The following is a 14,518-nucleotide window of genomic DNA, read 5'->3' on the forward strand; positions in this document are numbered from 1 at the left end:
ATCTTGTAAATGGGGATCGTCTGAAGAGAATGCCATTCCATCAAGCATGCTAGTCAGTTAGCTGTAAGATGCAAATATCCTCCCGCAGAAGAAGTGCAGGAGGATATTTATCTTATTGCAAGTATATTCGCGTGCCCCTCGTAACCTTGACTACGTTTCACAGATTATAGGGTTTGTCCGCTGTCTACCGTGATGATTTGCCCCGTCATCGCTTCTTGCTCCAAGGCGGAGCAGATGAACTGAGCAATATCTTCTGGCGTGGAGATCCGCTGCAGCAACAGATTCGGAGCCAGACGCTGCATCCGTTCTTCCTGACCGAGCCACCATCTTGTCGCTACCGCCCCTGGAACGACGCAATTGACCCGAATGCTGGGTGCAAGCGCTCGAGCTAAGGATTTAGTCAAGCCATGGACTGCCGCCTTGGATACCGCATAGGGAAGGGAAGAGCCGAGTCCCGTCTGTCCAGCTATACTGCCGACGTTGACAATCGCGCCGCACTGCTTCTCCTTCATATATGGTGTGACGGCCCGCGCACAGTAGAACATCCCCTTCACATTCACGTCGAACATCTCATCCCATACGTCCTCCGTTGCAGCGTCGAGATCCTCCATCGGAATATGCTTTGTAATGCCTGCGTTGTTCACCAATACATCTATCGTCCCGAAGGCCTGCACAATCTTATCTATCATTGTTCTAACTTCATCATCTTGTGAAATATCGGCTTGAACCGCTATGGCGCGTCCGCCACTTGCACGAATAAGTTGTACGGTTTCTTCTGCATCGGCCTCGGAACGCGAGTAGTTAATGGCAACCGCTGCTCCACGCTTTGATAGAGCAAGAGCGACAGCCCTGCCAATTCCGGTGCCTCCGCCCGTTACGACTGCCACTTTATGCTTCAAGTTCATACGTATTCCCCTCTCCTTGTTCATCCTATGTCCATTGTATCGGCTGCCTGTCTATTTGTATAATTGAATGATATGAAGAGATGATTCAAAAATATTGAATTTATAAGGAGGAGTACGCTAATGGATATCAAAACATTAAAAACATTCCAGTGTATCGTTAAATACGGCAGCTTTAACCGTGCGGCAGAGGAAATGAACTACGCACAATCTACCATTACGATGCAAATACAGAAGCTGGAGAAAGAGATAGGCGCACAGCTTTTCGACCGAGGAAAAACGATTCAACTGACAGAGGCAGGCAGAATGTTCTTTGAGCAGAGTCTGGATATTGTACATCGCATGGAACAGCTGCAGATCAATATTGCGGATATGAACAACGGGGAAGCGGGATCAGTCCGCATTGGCGTAACGGAACCGACGGCTAGCCATCGGCTGCCTATTCAGATCGCACAATTCAAGAACAACTATCCGAGGATTCGTATTGCTATGGAAATTGCGAGCACGCCTGTATTAGCGGAGAAGCTGCTTCGCGGTGAAATTGATTTTGCGATTTGTTCGTCTCCAGAAGTAGGCACCGATCTTCACTTCGAACCATTATTCGTAGAGAAGTTTGTTCTGTTATTGCCAGAAAATCATTCGCTAACTGCACACAATGCCGTTCAACTGGCAGATATCGAGGGGCATCGCTTATTGATCACGGCAGCGACTTGTCCGTATCGCAAAAAGCTTGATTTCATCCTGCAGGAAGCCGGACAGATATCTATGGACACCATGGAGATTGGCAGCATGATGGCACTACAGCATTACGTACAAAGGGGGCTAGGAATTGCTTTAGTCCCAGAAATAATGGTGAACCCGATACCTGAAGGAATAACTGTACGAGCGATAGGCGGAATCGAAGTGGATATGCTGTCCGGCATGCTCAGTAGATCAGGGGAACATCCGTTAAGGTGTGCAGCCGCAAATATATATCAGTTTTTGGAAAAGGAACTTCGCCAGAACTGATGTGGAAGGGTGTTCAGCTTATCTGTAACAAGTCTGCAAGACGTTGCAATTATTGTTAAGGGGTCAATATTTATTGACTAACAATAAATATTGATCTACAATGGGTCTCAAATCCATAGAAAACGGAAGTTGAGGCTGGGGAAATGAAAACATCCATGAGTTCAAGAGTTGTGAACATCATTGTGGCATGCGGTATTGTGTTAACCTTGCTCGCGCTTTTGGCGACTCCTTTACTGCTGACTGCCTTTTTAAAGAGTGCCTATTCTATTCTCGATCAGGACATGGTGACCGTGATAACGTGCAGTATCTATTTATGCGCGGTGCCGTTTGTAATGGCTTTATTTCAGCTCAAGAAACTTAGTAAAATAGCGTTAGGGGGCAATCCGTTCACCCATCATACCGCAAAGGCATTGAAAGTCATTGCAGTCTGTGCATTTATTGAGATTGTCTTGTTCAATGGTTGTTCCGTATTTTTGATATACGCTTACGATCTATTCTTATATGCGGCGACTATCGTCCCGATGGTAGTCGTAACGTTCATTGCGCTAACAGGTGGGTTATTGAGCTTAACCTTGGCTCAGTTGTTTGAGGAGGCTGCGACAATCAAGGAGGAAAACGATCAAACGATATAAAGCGAGGTTATAGTTGTGGCAATTATCGTGAATCTGGATGTAATGATGGCCAAGCGAAAGATGAGCTCAACCGAGCTCTCGAAGCAATTGGGCATCACGATGGCTAACCTGTCGATATTGAAGACGAATAAGGCGAAGGCGGTGCGCTTCTCTACACTCGATGCACTATGCAAGATTTTGGACTGTCAGCCAGGCTATATTCTCGAATATGTTGAGGACGAAGAAGGGAATGAAGACAGCTCTCACATCTAAGAAGTGCGGGATATCCGTCAATAAGCTGAACACCACAAAAAGCAATCAACAGCCGTCCGAATGGCCTCGGGGCAAGTGGATTGCTTTTTTTGTTTTTTATTGTACCGTCACAATCGTAACACCCTTCATCACATTGGCGGGCTTATCCTTGTTATACAGCCAATAGGCAGGTGTATCCGCAATCTGTTGAATTCGCAGGAAGAATGTTGACTGTGGCAGTTGATCCGATTGGATGATAAGCATATTGCCGTCGACAGAAATAAGTTCTGGTGGGAGGGGGAGCTCTGCCTTGCCCGTCACGACGCTCACACTGCCGGGACGCTTGGCGGAAGCTTCATCAATCCGCTTTTGGAACGAAATCACGACCTTGTCTCGCTGTGGTCTGGCGACCGCAGTCGGAACAGGGGCTTCGTCGTACATATACTTGCCGAGATGATATTCATAGGCAGTCCAAGTAGAGAACCCCATGTCCTGTGCTACCTCGCCGAATTCTTGAAGCCAGCTGCGATCCTTCACCATTGACAGGGTAGAGCCAATATCGGCTTGCACACCTAGTGGGACGTTCGGATGGACGGCACGTATCTGATCCACGAAGTTCTGGTAGCTGCGAATATACTGTGGCGGCAGCTTGCTCTGCGGTTTCATCCAATCTGGCCAATGCGTCTGCAGGAAGTGAAGGTTAGGCTGAACGGCCGAGATCATCGCTGCAGCATCGAGTCCTTGCAGCTCGCGCAGTTTGGCAACAGAGTCAGGTCCGGCGTCTATCGCCAGCGACCAAGTAGCCACTAGGATGTCGCATCTGGCTTCTCGCACGCCTCCTTCTCCGTTCATGACCTCATTCAGGAAGCTATTCACCGCTTTGACGCGAAAATCGATCCAATCCTGATATAGCGCCTTATTGGTCAGATAATAGTCTGGATCGCGTGGATTGGTGAAGTTCGGTATGCGTGGGTGCCCGTACTGTTCCTTGAATGCCGCTTGGGCAAGGGGGCCGACATCTCCGTATACACCACGCTTAATTCCGTCCCATTCAGGGAAATACGGTTCTGCCACCTCGATCCCGTCAAATGGATAATCGCGTACCAATTGAGCGAGCTTCCGCTTCTTCCATTGGACATAGTCCTTACTATGCGGGGAGAAGCGGTAGTAACCGTCATTCACAGGCTTCAGCAGTTCCATCTGCCAGCTCGGCCATTCCGGCGGGAAACCCTCAACGGAGTAAGATCCGTTGCCGAGTACAAGCGCCCATACGTACAACCCTCTTTGTTTGAATGCCTCAATGAGTTCGCGATTGACGTTGTTTTCGTTCACGACGAAATAATGGACGCCCACAAAGCCATTCTGGATAATCTCATCGGCAATGCTGGCTGCAGAGCGATCTTGATAATAGCGGAAAGTCGGATCTACCTGAATCGTAGGCCCTACAAGGGCAGGGGAATGTTGCTTCGCAAGTGGTGAGCAGGGATGAAGCTTCTGCTTGGGCGATGTATTCGTGATCGATGACAGCAAGATGGGAGGAGGTAAGCGATCCGTATGGGAACCGGATAATCCGAAATTGCGAAACGAACGAAATGAAAACATCACAATACCTCCTCTTATGCCGCTTCTTGCTGCACTGCATCTGCCTCTTGTTGAACCAAGCTATTGCGGCTCAATTATTATTGTTCCTTTATAACGAATTGGTTCATGAAATGCAAATTGTCCATTCCACTCTTCACCTGCATTACGAATGGACAGCAGCGCACGGGAGCTCAATCCATTCATACGGCTGCTGCAATGCTTTCATTCCATTTTCAATAATGGAAATAATCGCAATCGTCTGCTCAGGCGGAACGGTCGCATGACCAGACGCGAAGAAAGCAACCAAGTCGCGGGCGAACAGCTGGAAGAAGTCCGATTCCGCCTTCAAGATGCGGCTGCTGCCAGAGCGATATTTCACCGCCATCGTAAATGGGCATTCGTCGCCAAGATGGCGAATTGTTGCTTGCCTGCCATCCCCGAATTCAATCAGCAGCGCAGGGGCTGTCTTCGTTCCGATAGACATTACTCGCTGCGCGTCTGCACCCATCAGCGAAACAATCGGTTCGATCTGATGGATGGAATAGTTATGAAATGCACCAGGCCCCAAGCTGGCTATTACTTCAATCCCATCACGATCTGTTTCGGTATATTCCGCTGCATAACGCAAGGCCGATGAGGAGTACAGCGGCGTGCCGTGCTTAGCAGCATGTTCGAACAAGCGAATGGCCGCAGCCCGATCAGGGGCGAACGTCTTATCAATATACGTCGGCTTGCCAGAAGCCAGCGGCAGCTCAGCAAGGATTTCGTGCTGCTCTGGATGGTCAGGGGCGAGCACGATTAGGTAATCACTCTGCACGACAACTTGCTCAATGCTGTCCAATAGCTGAACACCATGCTTCTCCGCCCATGCAGCATTGCTGAGTCCATGTTCCGAATCCTTCAGGCCATAGGCGTAGGCGACCTCCATGGTTCCACCAGAGGCATTGCGAATCCATGCTGGATAATTATTGGCATGCCATTCGTCTAAGTAATAATCGATAAATCCGATCTTCTTCATGCGAATGAACCTTCCTTCGCGAACGAAATTTCCTTTCTTTGCTCGGATGAATCGTAAATAGCTTGCAGCATCTTGGCAGTCAGAATGACCGTGTCAATATGGGAAGGAAGTTTCTCGCCGGATTGGATGCAGGAGATGAAGCTGTCAATCTCGTTCTGGAACATATCTGTCTTATTGAACTTCGGCGTGCTCTCCATCAGAGCCCCGTGCTTCGCGCTGTAGATCGTGAAGTCTGCGCCGTACTGCAGGCGGATGCCGGCCTTGTCGCCGAGGAAGTCGATGTACATTTCATCCACGCCAATGTTCTGCGCCCAAGCGCCATTGACTGTAATGGAAGGGCCGGAAGTGCGGATCATTGCCGTTACAAAGTCATCTACATCGTACGTGCCTGTATAATTCGGAGGCCCTGCCCACATGTTGATGTAGGAGTAGTTCTCCATATCCTTGCCCAGCTTGCTATAAGCCTGGCCGGTTACGGTCTGCGGATCTGGATCGCCCGTGCAGTACATTACGATATCAAGGAAATGTACGCCCCAATCGATGAGTGCGCCGCCGCCGGCAACAGCCTTGTTCGTGAAGTCCCCGCCAAGACCAGGGATCGAACGCTGGGAGCGGAAGCTGACGTAGACGTGGTACAGTTCGCCCAGATCGCCGTCGGCAATCATCTTTTTAATAATATTCACGCCTGTATTGAACCGATTTACGACCCCGATGTTAAGTGTCATGCCTGTCTCATGCTGTACCTTCTGCATCTCCAATGCCTCTGCATACGTTCTGGCAGCTGGCTTCTCGCACAGCACATGCTTGCCTGCACGCATGCAATCAATCGCGATGGAGGCATGGCAGTAGTTCGGTGTACAGATGGACACAGCTACGACTTCCGGATCATCGAGAATGATATGATAGTCCTCAATTGCTTCCCCACACTCGTGCTTCTCGACAGCTTGCTCTGCCCGTTCCTTGCGAATATCGCAGAAATACTTAATCTCCACCTCTGAATTCGCCATATAAGACGGGATGTGGGCACTGTTCGCAATCGTCCCGCAGCCGATAATGGCAACAATCGTTTTACTCATATCGAATCCCTCCAAGGTATGGGGCCAGTAAGGAACTAGGCCGAATTAGTTCTAGTGACTTGCGCAATAAGTACTCCCATGGTAGCATGTATGCGCTTTAATTAATTTGACTTTCGTATATAAAATTGGGATTATCGTTCGATTTTCGAGTAGGGATCGCCTCAATCTACGTCTTCTACAGAGCTGATACAATAGGCATGCATATTTTACAGATTCCGAACAAATCCCATATATAGTGGAATCCTTGCCATCTATCCCATATACTTAGAGCTTACTGATTTGAAAATATAAAATGAATGGGGATATGAATAATGTCTAATTTGCCTAACTGCCCTTCCTGCCAATCGGAATATACGTATGAGGATCGCAATATGCTGGTATGCCCGGAATGCGGGCACGAGTGGTCTGCGAATGCAGATGCTAGCCATTCGGAAGATGACAAGGTTATTCGCGATTCGAACGGCAATATATTGAACGACGGCGACACGGTATCTGTCATTAAGGATTTGAAGGTAAAGGGGAGCTCTTCCGTAATCAAAATCGGAACTAAGGTGAAAAATATTCGCCTTGGTGACGGCGATCATGATATTTATTGCAAAATCGATGGCTTTGGCGCAATGAAGCTGAAGTCTGAGTTTGTAAAAAAGATATAAGCGAGCAACGCCAAAAGGATAAACCCACCTAGATGGTCACAGGTGGGTTTTATTGTGTCCGCTATTCAATTTGTATGGGTTGAATTGGACATCGCTGAGCGACGAGTGTGTCACGCTGTCAACGTTGTTCTATATGCTCAGCTTTCAGTCATGATACCTCCATTTACATGAAGCACCTGACCTGTGACATAGGAGGAATCATCGGAAGCTAAATAAATATAAGTCGGTGCAAGTTCAAATGGCTGACCGGCACGTCTCATTGGGGTGTCACGTCCAAAGGTTGAGACATAGTCAGCTGAGTAACTGGATACGGTAAGCGGCGTCCATATCGGGCCCGGAGCGACAGCGTTGACGCGTATGCCTTTATTAACAAGCTGCAGTGACAATGAACGTGTAAAGGATACAACGGCTCCTTTGGTAGAGGAATAATCAACTAACAATGGAGCGCCTGCATATGCGGTTACAGAAGCGGTTGAGATGATGGAGCTTCCCGGCTGTAGATGAGGGAGGGCAGCTCTGGTCAAATAAAACATTGGGAATATGTTCGTGCGGAACGTATTTTCCAGCTGTTCGTCAGAAATGCAGAGCAGACTTTCCTGAGGGAACTGAACGCCCTGGTTCAGCACAAGCACATCGAGCCGACCATAGTGTTCGATTGTTCTGCGGACGACCTCTTGGCAGAATGCTGGCTGACGGAGATCAACTTCAAGCAGCAAGCATCGCGCTCCATAGCCTTCAACCATTTGGCGGGTTGCCTCTGCATCTATACGTTCGTATAGATAGGCGATCGCAACGTCTGCCCCTTCTTTGGCAAAGCCGATGGCAACAGCACGTCCGATGCCGCTGTCACCACCAGTAATAATTGCTACCTTGCCCGCCAGTTTGCCGCTACCCTTGTAACCTGGATTATCGGATATTGGCTGAGGGTGCATCAAATATTCAAGTCCTGGCTGCACATTCTGATGCTGCGGCGGGAAGGTAAGGGGGACTTGGCGACATTGTGTTTCGTAGCTGTAATAAGGAATCATAGGAATCATGACAAGATCCTCCTGTAACTTTGTAAACTTACAGGCAGGATATTCGCCTACTTCCAGATTGGTGCTTCGGAAGTACGATCGTGACACATGGCGGAGTCTTTATTGCGCAAACGGAATGCGAACAGGTTATACAAATAAGTTTAAGGAACCAGCAATATTCTTCCTGCGGATTGGCGTTGTTCGAAGCGGGAGTGAGCTTCGGCGGCTTCCGATAGCGAGTATTTGCGATCAATTGGGATATCGAGTTTCCCTTCCTGCAACCACTTAATCAGCAAGCTCATGAATTCGTGCCAATGCTGACGATAGGGCAAGCCGTTCGTGCGAGTAATGAACAGGGATCCCTTTTCTTGCAGCATCATAAGGTCTACAGGCGGTATGAAGCCGCTTGCTTGCCCGTAAATAATGAGGCAGCCGCCAAGACCAAGACTATCTAAGTTGGCCTCGAATGTATCTTTGCCGACGCCGTCATATACAACGTGCACACCCCTTCCGTCGGTAATTCTCCTAGCTTCCTCAGCTATATTTGATTCGGATGACACGATGACTTCATCCGCTCCGTATTGTCGGGCAATTTCACCTTTCACCGCTGTTGAGGTAACCGCAATAACACGGCCGCCCCGCAGCTTTATCATTTGCACGAGCAGAAGCCCCAGGCCGCCCGCAGCGGCTTGAACAAGGCACCAATCGCCTGGATTGACAGGATAGGCTCTGTGAGTGAAGGCGTAGGCAAGGAAGCCTTGGGTAAGACCGGCTCCAGCCTGATCGTCGTTTAGTTCGCTTGGTATTGGCATAACGCGGTCTGCCTTCGTGACGGCGTGTGTAGCATACGTACCAGTGCCGCCAAAGAGGAGAACCCGATCTCCTGCCGTAAGATGAGGAGGACAGTGAGATCCAAGCTGTTCGATTGTCCCGACACCCTGGCTTCCAAGCGTCAATGGAAGGAAAGTCGAAAGTCCGCCCTTCTCTTGGTAAAACGCTTGATGTACGAGTTCGCCTCGACGATGTTGAACATCAAGGAAATTGACGGAAGCTGCATGAATGCGGACAAGCACTTCACCTGATTCCGGAACTGGTGTTGGAGTTTCTTGAAGCTGCATGACTTCTGGCCCCCCGTAAGCGTGAATACAAATGGCCTTCATAGAAAATCGCTCCTCATTAAACATTATAGTTTCCTGGAAACAATAATAGCGGAACCTGCCTTTCTTTGTCAATATTGTTTCTTGGAAACTTTATTTGTGTTTTGTATATTGCTATACTGAAGAAAAGAATGAAACATAGGTGATTGGAATGGAAATAAATCATAATCAAGGATCAGAAGAAGAGGATAAGCGCCCGCTGATTGAGCAGGTTATGGTACTCGTTGAGCAAGTAGGGAAGCAAATGCAGGCAGAGGATGATGAGGAAAGCCGGTGGGCTTCAGCAGCATTGCACGAATCCGGAATTAGCTAAGATACTGAAGGAGATGACAGTCATGGAGCTTCATGTCATAGATGCGATTGGCCGTCTAGAGCCTGTAAACGGCATAACCATCTCGAAGCAGTTCGGTATCCTGAAGGGCAGCGTATCCAAAATTACGCGTAGATTAGTCGGGCGCAAGCTGCTGCAGACTGAGTTCCTCCCCAACAACAAGAAAGAAATTCTATATCGTACTACGCCTCTCGGCAAAGAGTTATTTAATCTCCATCATGCAATGCACCAGCAGATTGAGCGAAGCGCGACGCAGTTTTTGCAAAAGTACGAAAGCGGAGAATTGGAGTTCGTGATCCGTATCCTACAGGATGTGTTGGCGACGTCTTGGGTGAATCCTGATCGGAACGATAAAGACTGATTAGAGGCACATTGCCGTATCTTTGGCGATGTATGAATATCTCCTTTATGTAAGCCGTGCTGCGCCATTCTCGTATTTCCTCATTTTCATATACAGGGGGAATACATTTTCAGAGGGCTCTATTACATGGATGAACAAGAGAATGAGATAAATGGGATGGATTAATTGAAGAGATAGATTAACGAAAGCGATCAAGAAGATTTTGAAGAACATTGCCAGATAATGATCACACTCAAGCGGGGAGTTCGCATGGGCCTGTCAGGAGGGAGATGGTATAATACGAGGTAGAACAACAGGTTGAGGTGGCTATTATGGCAACGGCAATTTCCTTTTTTGCAGGTGCTGGTGGACTCGATACAGGCATTCACCAGGCAGGCTTCGATATTAAACTATCACTTGAAATAGAATCTGTATTTTGCGAGACGCTTCGGGCAAATTATCCGGATATGAATGTGGTCGAGGGCGATATTTCGGACTATTCTCGGGAACGCATCTATAGAGAGGCGGGCTTGGATGAGGGGCAGGACATTGATCTCATGTTCGGCGGCAGTCCTTGTCAATCATTCAGCACAGCGGGCAAAAGGCAGGCATTTGAAGATCCGCGCGGCAATGCGATGTTGAAGTTCGCGCAGCTGGTGGAGGAGACACGCCCCAAGGTATTTCTATTGGAAAATGTGCGCGGACTGCTGTCAGCTTCTTTGAAACATAGACCGCTGCGCCAGCGGGGAGAGGAGCATGCTCCGCTTGAGCCGGAGGAGATGCCCGGCAGTGCGCTCACACATTTGCTCCAGCATTTCCATGAATACAATGTGACCTATGAACTGCTGAAAGCAGCTGATTACGGGGTTCCTCAGTCGAGGGAGCGGGTATTCTTTGTTGGCGTACGCAAGGACTTGAGTACAACGTATGCGTTTCCTGCCAAGACACACGATGCTGAGGGCGGCGAAGGGCTGCCGAGATGGGTGACGCTTGGAGATGTTTTGCGCGACTTGAACGTAGAAGAGCACCATTACCCTCGGTATTCACCGGAAAGATTGTATTACATGCACATGATTCCGCAGGGTGGAGGCAACTGGCGAAGCTTGCCCGAGGAGTTCGTAGAACTGGCTATGGGCGGCGCCTATGAATCAGGCGGAGGCAAGGTAGGCTTCTATCGGCGCCTATGGGTCGATCGGCCAGCCCCAACGCTACTGACCTCGCCCATTCAGAAGAGTACGAATCTTGGACACCCGTATGAGGATCGTCCGATAAGCATTGAGGAATACATTGCCCTGCAAGAATTCCCGAAGGAATATCATGTAGCAGGCACATTATCTCAGCAGTATACGCAGATTGGAAATGCAGTTCCCGTCCGTCTTGCAAGAGTGCTGGGCAGTTCAATTATGCAGCTGCTTGAGCGCATTACAGAGATACAAGAGGCTAATCGAATGGAGGCAACAGCAAGCAGGTAACATGGGTTGCTAATAAGGTCTACAAGGACTTCAAGGTGCAGAGATCATTTCTGCACTTTTTTGTGCATCCATACGTGTAGAAAAATAAGTAGAATTACCTTTCGTGGTTAGGACTTTAAGAGGTTTACATGATTCATCCAATAACCCATATAGGCTGATTGACATGCATATGATACAATAGGTGAAACCAATAATTAGGAGGTCTATTCATTTGATCGGACGTAGCGGAAATCCAACACTTAATGAAGAAACGTTTGCAAATCAGGGTAACTATGAAAATCAAGAACGAATGACGATCGGCGGTACCGTCAATAAATCGTTCATGGCGCTGGCGCTGCTTGTTGGAGCGGCAGTCATATCGTGGACCATGTTCGCGAATGGATACAATATGAATCCATATTTAATAGGTGGAGTAATAGGCGGCGCGATTCTAGCACTTATTATCAGCTTTGTTCCGACAACGGCCCCGTTCCTTACGCCGATTTATGCGATAGCCAAGGGACTTTTCTTAGGTGCTATATCTGCAAGGTTCGAAGCATGGCAAGGAGGAATCACCCTTCAGGCAGTATTGCTGACAATGTGCGTATTCATGGGCATGCTGCTGGTGTACAGACTTGGACTAATCAAGGCAACAGACGGATTCCGTAAAGGTGTCATTACGGCGACAGCAGGGGTTGCCCTTGTCTACTTATTCAGCTTTATTTTAGGATTTTTCGGTATTACCATTCCTTATTTGCATGAGAGCTCGCTTATAGGCATTGGAATATCTGTCGTTATCATCATCATTGCAGCATTGAACTTCATTCTTGACTTTAATTTGATTGAAGAAGGTGCGGAACAGGGCGCTCCAAAGCATATGGAGTGGTATGGTGCATTCGGATTGCTCGTGACGCTTGTATGGCTGTACATTGAGATTATTCGTTTGCTTGCCAAGATCGCTAACCGAGATTAATAGATCTGCATGTATTTTTAAGCCATTCCTCTCTAGGGATGGCTTATTTCGTTTACTTCTGTAGAAATGAGTAGGCTGACATAAGCTGTTCACTCTTAGGCATATGGGGAGTGCTTTGCTCATTTACAGCTAATATAGGCTCCGTTTTCGTTAAATTTATCCCTCGAGTAGAGGAATTCACCCTTGTAGTGGCATCCTGTATCCCTCTACAATGTAAGCAATTAGACCTAGTAGTTATCGAGCCTGCATCACCAGCCACGAGCAGTCTCGGTACTACCGCTTATCCATTCCTATACTCACATCCAAATTTACTTTTACCCGAACAGACATTTTCCATTTTCTTATCACCGTGTAACGCAATCATCTTCTCACCTAGTTTCGTAAGCGCTTTATTTAATCGACTCTTCATTCATTTCGTAAGCGCTTTAATTATTGCCAGACCACACTTTTATATCTTCTCGGTAGCATTCGCCTACATCATGATCATATTTCATTCCACTTTTGACTCTGGCAAGGAGGTGATCGCTGCCACAATGACTGTGTAACATCCCCGTAACAATTCAAAAGAGGGTTATACCAACAACAGTCAACAAGATACAGCCTCATTTCGCTAACTCCAAGATACGCAGAAGCTTGAATGGTAGGATAGTGCCATTTTTTTAGGCTTGGACAAATTTGAACATGCGGGAGTGTTATGAGATGAAAAAAAGCTTGATGTTGTTAATGATTATCGCCTTGATGGGCATGATGGCTTTGTCTGGTTGCGGCAGTAAAGATGCGGGAAAACCGGCTGAACCAGCGAAGGAGCAGGCAACAACGACAACACCGCAGGAGCCTGCGAAGCAAGAACCTGCTAAAGAGGAGAAGGTTGAAGAATTCTCTATGGTCATTCGTCACATCAACGTTCGTGACACTGCGAAGGCGACGCTGAAGCAGCTGGAGGATGTTGTGGCGAAGACAGAACAGGATGTTCCTGGCTTGAAGTTCAAGTTGGACGGGGTAGAGGATACAGTTAACCGTGACGTGAAGCTGAAGGCGGAGATGTCTGCCGGTACACAGCCTCCGATCTTCAACCTGTTCGGTGGCGATGACACAGTGAAGTACTCTAAGGCTGGACGTTTGCTTGATTTGACTGGGATTTTGGATGAACTGGGCTTGAAGGATGCATTCTTCAACTTAAGGGAATTTACAGTGGACGGTAAAATTTATGGCCTCCCTGAGGCTGGTTATATTGAAGGCTTCTTCTACAACCAAAAACTGTTCAAGGATGCGGGCGTAGAAGTGCCTAAGACATGGGATGACTTGATCAAAGTGTGTGAAGCCTTGAAAGCAAAAGGTATTACACCAATCGCGTTGGGCTCAGGCGCAGGAGATGGCTGGGCAGCCAACATGCTTGTGAATTCTCTGTTCGTCGGCTTGGGCGGGCCAGAGCTGCAAGAAGGCTTTGCATCCGGAAAGACAAAGTGGACAGATCCAGCAATCATCGAGACATTTAAGCGTGTTCAAGACTTCAAAAATAAAGGCTACATTGACCCGAACGTACTTGGTCTCAAGTATCCACAAGGTCAAGCGAATTTCTACACTGGCAAGGCTGCGATGCTGTTCGATGGCAGCTGGGCAGCGAATGCAATTACAGGAGATACTTCTACAGTGAAGGATGTAGCTGGATTCTTCCGCATGCCGGATGTTGGCGGCCCTGGCGACGGCTTGATCAATGGTGGTTGGTCGAACGGCTATGGCTTCTCCGCTACGCTGAAGGACAATGAGCTGAAGGCTGTTAAAGCATTCATTAAAAATTTATACACGATCGAGGAACAAAAACGAAGCCTCGTTGAATCCAGCCGTATCCCTGCTATGAAGGGTGTGAGCGGTGTCGAGGGTGGTACGGAATTAGTGAAGGCGCTCGGCGAATCCCAAGGATCGGCGAAGGGTGCATTCCCGGCATTCGATGCGCTCGTACAGAAGAGCGTGAAGGTAACATTGGAGCAAACGGTACAAGAGGTTCTTGGCGGCAAGCTTACGCCTGAGAAGGCAGCTGAGCGTATGCAGCAAGCACAAGAAAAGGGAAATAAGGAAGGGAAATAATCTCGTCGTATTGCATAGTTGGGGGCCGCAGCAGCGCTGTGGTTCCCCTTTCTTATCAGGGTTG

At 48.2% G+C, this 14,518-nt stretch carries 15 protein-coding genes; 9 read left to right on the forward strand and 6 right to left on the reverse strand.

Going from position 1 to position 14,518, the window contains the following annotated elements:
- Positions 1-164: 164 nt before the first annotated feature.
- The gene (locus BBG47_RS06140; RefSeq protein WP_065290978.1) at positions 165-905 is read right to left on the reverse strand and encodes an SDR family NAD(P)-dependent oxidoreductase; all 741 of its coding nucleotides are present in this window, start codon (positions 903-905) and stop codon (positions 165-167) included.
- 120 nt (positions 906-1,025) lie between these two features.
- On the opposite strand from BBG47_RS06140, the gene BBG47_RS06145 reads away from it, so the two are divergent.
- The 3 genes from BBG47_RS06145 (at position 1,026) to BBG47_RS06155 (ending at position 2,794) form a co-directional block, all read left to right on the forward strand.
- On the forward strand, positions 1,026-1,910 hold the full coding sequence (locus tag BBG47_RS06145) for a LysR family transcriptional regulator (protein ID WP_065290979.1): 885 nt from the start codon (positions 1,026-1,028) through the stop codon (positions 1,908-1,910).
- Positions 1,911-2,053: 143 nt separating this feature from the next.
- Positions 2,054-2,542, forward strand: a complete 489-nt coding sequence (locus BBG47_RS06150) for a DUF2975 domain-containing protein (RefSeq protein WP_065290980.1) — start codon at positions 2,054-2,056, stop codon at positions 2,540-2,542.
- A gap of 15 nt (positions 2,543-2,557) precedes the next feature.
- Positions 2,558-2,794, forward strand: a complete 237-nt coding sequence (locus tag BBG47_RS06155) for a helix-turn-helix domain-containing protein (protein ID WP_065290981.1) — start codon at positions 2,558-2,560, stop codon at positions 2,792-2,794.
- A 96-nt stretch (positions 2,795-2,890) separates the two neighbouring features.
- Here the strand turns inward: BBG47_RS06155 and BBG47_RS06160 are convergent, their stop codons facing one another.
- From BBG47_RS06160 to BBG47_RS06170, 3 genes are all read right to left on the reverse strand, one after another.
- A complete protein-coding gene (locus tag BBG47_RS06160) occupies positions 2,891-4,375 on the reverse strand; it encodes an N-acyl-D-glucosamine 2-epimerase (protein ID WP_083189110.1) in 1,485 nt (494 codons plus the stop codon).
- Between the two features lie 142 nt (positions 4,376-4,517).
- Positions 4,518-5,372, reverse strand: a complete 855-nt coding sequence (locus tag BBG47_RS06165; protein WP_065290982.1) for a Gfo/Idh/MocA family oxidoreductase — start codon at positions 5,370-5,372, stop codon at positions 4,518-4,520.
- Entirely contained in the window at positions 5,369-6,448 is a 1,080-nt protein-coding gene (locus BBG47_RS06170; RefSeq protein WP_065290983.1) for a Gfo/Idh/MocA family protein, read from the reverse strand. The genes BBG47_RS06165 and BBG47_RS06170 overlap by 4 nt, the downstream gene beginning before the upstream one ends.
- Before the next feature lie 311 nt (positions 6,449-6,759).
- Between BBG47_RS06170 and BBG47_RS06175 the strand changes: the two genes are divergently transcribed.
- Positions 6,760-7,101 (forward strand): zinc ribbon domain-containing protein YjdM, encoded by a 342-nt coding sequence (locus tag BBG47_RS06175; protein WP_065290984.1) that lies wholly within the window; start codon positions 6,760-6,762, stop codon positions 7,099-7,101.
- Positions 7,102-7,238: 137 nt separating this feature from the next.
- Here the strand turns inward: BBG47_RS06175 and BBG47_RS06180 are convergent, their stop codons facing one another.
- Together BBG47_RS06180 and BBG47_RS06185 are read right to left on the reverse strand one after the other, a co-directional pair.
- Positions 7,239-8,138 carry an SDR family oxidoreductase gene (locus BBG47_RS06180; RefSeq protein WP_065290985.1) on the reverse strand — a complete coding sequence of 300 codons (900 nt, stop codon included), beginning with the start codon at positions 8,136-8,138 and terminating at the stop codon, positions 7,239-7,241.
- A gap of 140 nt (positions 8,139-8,278) precedes the next feature.
- On the reverse strand, positions 8,279-9,277 hold the full coding sequence (locus BBG47_RS06185) for a quinone oxidoreductase family protein (RefSeq protein WP_065290986.1): 999 nt from the start codon (positions 9,275-9,277) through the stop codon (positions 8,279-8,281).
- 148 nt (positions 9,278-9,425) lie between these two features.
- Between BBG47_RS06185 and BBG47_RS30620 the strand changes: the two genes are divergently transcribed.
- From BBG47_RS30620 to BBG47_RS06205, 5 genes are all read left to right on the forward strand, one after another.
- Positions 9,426-9,587, forward strand: coding sequence for a hypothetical protein (locus BBG47_RS30620; protein ID WP_254659758.1), 162 nt, complete (start codon positions 9,426-9,428; stop codon positions 9,585-9,587).
- Positions 9,588-9,609: 22 nt separating this feature from the next.
- On the forward strand, positions 9,610-9,966 hold the full coding sequence (locus BBG47_RS06190; RefSeq protein WP_254659759.1) for a MarR family winged helix-turn-helix transcriptional regulator: 357 nt from the start codon (positions 9,610-9,612) through the stop codon (positions 9,964-9,966).
- A 311-nt stretch (positions 9,967-10,277) separates the two neighbouring features.
- Positions 10,278-11,417, forward strand: a complete 1,140-nt coding sequence (locus BBG47_RS06195; RefSeq protein WP_065290987.1) for a DNA cytosine methyltransferase — start codon at positions 10,278-10,280, stop codon at positions 11,415-11,417.
- Between the two features lie 211 nt (positions 11,418-11,628).
- Positions 11,629-12,369, forward strand: coding sequence for a Bax inhibitor-1/YccA family protein (locus BBG47_RS06200; RefSeq protein ID WP_065290988.1), 741 nt, complete (start codon positions 11,629-11,631; stop codon positions 12,367-12,369).
- Positions 12,370-13,068: 699 nt separating this feature from the next.
- On the forward strand, positions 13,069-14,454 hold the full coding sequence (locus BBG47_RS06205) for an extracellular solute-binding protein (protein ID WP_065290989.1): 1,386 nt from the start codon (positions 13,069-13,071) through the stop codon (positions 14,452-14,454).
- The last annotated feature ends 64 nt before the right edge of the window (positions 14,455-14,518 follow it).

This window comes from Paenibacillus sp. KS1 (assembly GCF_001680695.1).
Taxonomy (GTDB): domain Bacteria; phylum Bacillota; class Bacilli; order Paenibacillales; family Paenibacillaceae; genus Paenibacillus_B; species Paenibacillus_B suaedae.

What these genes read in the sequence shown, in the direction of transcription:
- BBG47_RS06140 (WP_065290978.1), bottom strand. Translation starts at nt 905, where the DNA reads ATGAACTTGAAGCATAAAGTGGCAGTCGTAACGGGCGGAGGCACCGGA.
- BBG47_RS06145 (WP_065290979.1), top strand. Translation starts at nt 1,026, where the DNA reads ATGGATATCAAAACATTAAAAACATTCCAGTGTATCGTTAAATACGGC.
- BBG47_RS06150 (WP_065290980.1), top strand. Translation starts at nt 2,054, where the DNA reads ATGAAAACATCCATGAGTTCAAGAGTTGTGAACATCATTGTGGCATGC.
- BBG47_RS06160 (WP_083189110.1), bottom strand. Translation starts at nt 4,375, where the DNA reads ATGTTTTCATTTCGTTCGTTTCGCAATTTCGGATTATCCGGTTCCCAT.
- BBG47_RS06165 (WP_065290982.1), bottom strand. Translation starts at nt 5,372, where the DNA reads ATGAAGAAGATCGGATTTATCGATTATTACTTAGACGAATGGCATGCC.
- BBG47_RS06170 (WP_065290983.1), bottom strand. Translation starts at nt 6,448, where the DNA reads ATGAGTAAAACGATTGTTGCCATTATCGGCTGCGGGACGATTGCGAAC.
- BBG47_RS06175 (WP_065290984.1), top strand. Translation starts at nt 6,760, where the DNA reads ATGTCTAATTTGCCTAACTGCCCTTCCTGCCAATCGGAATATACGTAT.
- BBG47_RS06180 (WP_065290985.1), bottom strand. Translation starts at nt 8,138, where the DNA reads ATGATTCCTATGATTCCTTATTACAGCTACGAAACACAATGTCGCCAA.
- BBG47_RS06185 (WP_065290986.1), bottom strand. Translation starts at nt 9,277, where the DNA reads ATGAAGGCCATTTGTATTCACGCTTACGGGGGGCCAGAAGTCATGCAG.
- BBG47_RS30620 (WP_254659758.1), top strand. Translation starts at nt 9,426, where the DNA reads ATGGAAATAAATCATAATCAAGGATCAGAAGAAGAGGATAAGCGCCCG.
- BBG47_RS06190 (WP_254659759.1), top strand. Translation starts at nt 9,610, where the DNA reads ATGGAGCTTCATGTCATAGATGCGATTGGCCGTCTAGAGCCTGTAAAC.
- BBG47_RS06195 (WP_065290987.1), top strand. Translation starts at nt 10,278, where the DNA reads ATGGCAACGGCAATTTCCTTTTTTGCAGGTGCTGGTGGACTCGATACA.
- BBG47_RS06205 (WP_065290989.1), top strand. Translation starts at nt 13,069, where the DNA reads ATGAAAAAAAGCTTGATGTTGTTAATGATTATCGCCTTGATGGGCATG.